The 4,123-nt window shown below is 63.7% G+C and carries 3 protein-coding genes; all 3 read left to right on the forward strand.

The window, feature by feature from the left end; translation table 11 throughout:
- Positions 1-285 precede the first annotated feature (285 nt).
- Complete coding sequence (locus JNK68_06225; protein MBL8539952.1) at positions 286-2,811, forward strand: glycogen/starch/alpha-glucan phosphorylase; 2,526 nt, start codon at positions 286-288, stop codon at positions 2,809-2,811.
- Positions 2,812-3,039: 228 nt separating this feature from the next.
- Positions 3,040-3,513 carry a hypothetical protein gene (locus JNK68_06230; GenBank protein ID MBL8539953.1) on the forward strand — a complete coding sequence of 158 codons (474 nt, stop codon included), beginning with the start codon at positions 3,040-3,042 and terminating at the stop codon, positions 3,511-3,513.
- 182 nt (positions 3,514-3,695) lie between these two features.
- On the forward strand, positions 3,696-4,123 hold a 428-nt coding region (locus tag JNK68_06235; protein MBL8539954.1), incomplete at its 3' end, for an HTH domain-containing protein.

The raw sequence follows: 4,123 nt of genomic DNA on the forward strand, positions 1-4,123 counted from the left end.
ACAGCACCGCGCTCGACCGGTCCCCTGGGTCGGGCAAATCCGGCGATCGCCATGCACCAGCCGTGGGCGCACGGTGCCTGCCGTGCGACGCGACGGTGCATGCCATAGGGATACATCGGCGGGCAACCCGTTCTTCCCTGCAACGCAGCAACTCCCGAACGCGTTGTCCCGTGCGGCCTGCGGGCTTCGCGGCCGACGGAACTCGGGCTTTGCCGCGTTACGCGCACGGATTTTGCCGAAGCCAAGCATTCCCCTGCGTAGGCCAAAGGACAATAAAGGAGCAGCATGGATCAGCGTACCAGCACGCCCGCTGCCGAGCGTTTGCCCGGCGAGACACCGATTCTCACGCGCGAGGCGATCGAGCGCGAGTTTCTCGATCACCTCTTTTACATGCAGGGCAAGTTCCCCGCGCTGGCAACGAAACGCGACTACTACATGGCGCTTGCCTACGTCGTGCGCGATCACCTGCTGCATCGCTGGGTGAGCACCGCTGCTGCCTACACCAAACAGCGCTCGCGCACCGTCGCCTATCTCTCGGCCGAGTTCCTGATGGGACCGCACCTTGGCAACAACCTGGTGAACCTCGGCATCTACGACCTGGTGAAGAGTGCGGTTGCCGGGCTCGGTCTCAACCTCGACGAGTTGTTGCAGGAGGAGCAGGAACCCGGTCTCGGCAACGGCGGCCTCGGGCGACTCGCCGCCTGCTTTCTCGATTCTCTCGCCACGCTCGAGATCCCAGCCCTTGGCTACGGCATCCGCTACGAGTTCGGCATCTTCGACCAGGACATCGTCGACGGCTGGCAGATGGAGAAGACGGACAAGTGGCTGCGCTTCGGCAATCCCTGGGAGCTGGTAAGGCCGGAGTGGGGGCAGGAAGTACGGCTGGGCGGTTACACCGAACACTTCACCGACGAGCGCGGCAAGAGCCGCGTGCGCTGGGTTCCGCACCGCGTCGTGCTCGGAATTCCGTATGACACGCCGATCCTCGGGTATCACAACAACACCGCCAACACGCTGCGCCTTTGGCGTGCCGAAGCACCGGAGTCCTTCGACTTCGCCGTCTTCAACCGTGGCGACTACTACGGAGCGGTGAATCAGAAGGTCGTCTCGGAGAACCTGACCAAGGTGCTCTATCCAAATGACGAAGCGCTGCAGGGCAAGGAGCTCAGGCTCGAGCAGCAGTATTTCTTCGTCTCGTGTTCACTGCAGGACATGCTGCGCATCATGCGCGGACAAGGGTTGCCGCTCGATCAGTTTCCGGACAAGTTCGCGGTGCAGCTCAACGACACACACCCGGCCATCGGTGTGGCGGAACTCATGCGCCTGCTGGTCGACGAGCACGACGTGCCGTGGGACAGCGCCTGGGACGTGACGCGCCGCACCTTCGCCTACACCAATCACACACTGCTGCCGGAGGCGCTCGAACGCTGGCCGCTCGGCATGTTCCGGAAGGTGCTGCCGCGCCATCTCGAGATCATCTACGAGATCAACGCGCGCTTTCTCGACGAGGCACGCATCCGCTTCCTGGGGGATGCAGCGTGCATCGGGCGGCTCTCGCTCATCGAAGAAAGCGGCGAGCGCTACGTGCGCATGGCGCATCTCGCCTGTGTCGGCAGCCATACCATCAACGGTGTTGCCGAACTGCACTCCGAGTTGCTGAAGGAAGACGTGCTGCACGACTTTCACGAGCTGTGGCCGAACAAGTTCGACAACAAGACCAATGGTGTCACGCCGCGACGCTGGATGGCGCTCGCCAATCCGCAACTCGCGGGACTCATCACCGAAGCGATCGGGGACGGCTGGGTGAAGGACCTCGAACAACTCGGCCGGCTCGAGCCGTTTGCAACCGACGCGGTGTTCCGCGAGCACTGGCGGGGCGTCAAGCGCGCCAACAAGCTGCAGCTTGCAAACCTCATCGGCCCGCGTGTGGGTGTTGCGATCGATCCTGATTCGATGTTCGACGTTCAGGTGAAGCGCATCCACGAGTACAAGCGCCAGCATCTGAACATCCTCCATGTGATCGCGTTCTACCTGCGGCTGAAGGCCAATCCGAACCTCGACGTGCCGCCGCGCACCTTCATATTCGGCGGCAAGGCGGCACCCGGCTATCACATGGCCAAGCTCATCATCAAGCTCATCACGTCGGTGGGCGATGTCATCAACCGCGACCCTGTCATTGGCGACCGTGTTCGCGTCGTGTTCGTGCCCAATTTCAACGTGAGCACGGGTCAGCGCATCTATCCGGCGGCGGACCTCTCGGAGCAGATCTCGACTGCCGGCAAGGAAGCCTCGGGAACCGGCAACATGAAGTTTTCCATGAACGGCGCGCTGACGATCGGCACCCTCGACGGTGCGAACATCGAGATCCGCGAGGAGGTGGGATCGGAGAATTTCTTCCTGTTCGGTCTCACGGCGCAGGAAGTGGTCGCGCTCAAGTCGCAAGGGTACCGACCGCGTGACTACTACGAGGCAGATCCCGAGTTGCGCGAGGTGATCGACCTCGTCCGTGACGGGTTCTTCGCACGCGGCGATCGCGAGTTGTTCCGACCGCTGGTGGACGGGCTTCTCCATGCGGACCCTTATTTCGTGCTGGCGGACTTTGGGGCGTATTCGGATTGCCAGCAGGATGTGAGCACGGCGTATCAGGACCGCGACGACTGGGCGCGCCAGGCAATTCTCAACTGCGCGCGCTCCGGCAAGTTCTCGTCCGACAGGACCATCCGCGAGTACTGCAGCGACATCTGGCACATCGATCCCGTGCCGGTGCGCCTTCTTTCGCAGGACGAGGTCAAGGCGGGGTTTCTGCAGTAACGCGGCGCGCACCTGCTGGCGATCCGTCGCGGTGCACAGGCACCAAACGAGGGCGGGGAAGCGTGTTCCGAGATTGCGCGGATGCGCCCGCGGCGATCGGGTGAAAAGCCTGGAAGCCCTGTGCTGTCAGGCAGTTGCGCGCGCGCCGGGACGGCACCGCGGGGCACAACAGTTCGGCACGGATCCTGCGCAAAGGAAGGTCGGGCCCATCCCCCGACCCGTCTTCCCATGACCAAGAGACTGCGTGCCGTAGACCCCGAGCAGGTAACGATCCACGAGATCTCGCAGGCAATTCGGGCTGCATCGGGACTCGACAAGACGCTGGGCACGGTGGTCGATGTTCTGTCGAAGCGATTCGGTGTGGAGCAGGCCATGATCACGCTCGTCAGCCCCTCGGGGGAACTCGAGCTGGTTGCATCCTCGATCGGCTTCGATGACGATGCCGTGCGCGAGCGGCGAGAGGAAGGCGGCGCGTCGCGCCCCCCGATGTCGCTGGTGGGCGTCCCCATCAAAGCCTACGGGCGCGACCTTGGCGTGCTGAGCTGTGCGCGCCGGCGCGGCGAGCCCTATGGCACGTTCCAGCAGGACGTGCGACTGCTGTCGATCGTGGCACAACTCATCGGCGAGGCAGTCAGCCTCTCGGAAACCGGGCCGGCACTCGGTCGCGGTTCGTCCTCGTCCGAATCCCAGCACGTTCACTGAGTCGTTCGGTCTCTTTCTCCTGCAGGTCGCTTGCAGTACCGCCCGCGAAGTTCGCTGAACCCAACGCGGGGTGATGCTGCATCCCGCAGTGTCCTGCCCGCAGCCGGAAACTCTTGGGGGAGTGCCCCGTGCTGGCCGGGAGCCGAGTGTCGTTTCCGGCTACACTTGCGGCACGGCTCACCATGGAACGCACCGAACGCTTCTACCGCATTCAGCAACTCCTGCACGATCGCCGTGTCGTGCCGTTCTCGGTATTTCTCGAGAAGCTGGAGGTGTCACGCGCGACAGTGAAGCGCGACCTTGAGTACCTGCGCAACCGGATGAATGCCCCCATCGCGTGGGACCGCGAGGCCCGGGGATATCGTTTGACGGCGCCGGAAGCGGGAGGCGGGCAGTACGAATTGCCGGGCCTCTGGTTCAATGCCTCCGAGATTCATGCGCTGCTCACCATGCAGCACCTGCTCGCGCACATCGAGCCGGGAATTCTCGCGCCGCAGTTGGAACCGATCGCCGTGCGTCTGCGTATGCTGCTGGGCAGCGCCGATCATTCCGCCGAGGAAGTGCAAAGGCGCGTGCGCATCCTCGGCATGGCGGCACGGCGGTTCGGACG

The sequence above is a fragment of the Betaproteobacteria bacterium genome (assembly GCA_016791345.1).
Classification (GTDB): domain Bacteria; phylum Pseudomonadota; class Gammaproteobacteria; order Burkholderiales; family JAEUMW01; genus JAEUMW01.

Coding starts and splice junctions, on each gene's coding strand:
- JNK68_06225 (MBL8539952.1), top strand. CDS start 286: ATGGATCAGCGTACCAGCACGCCCGCTGCCGAGCGTTTGCCCGGCGAG.
- JNK68_06230 (MBL8539953.1), top strand. CDS start 3,040: ATGACCAAGAGACTGCGTGCCGTAGACCCCGAGCAGGTAACGATCCAC.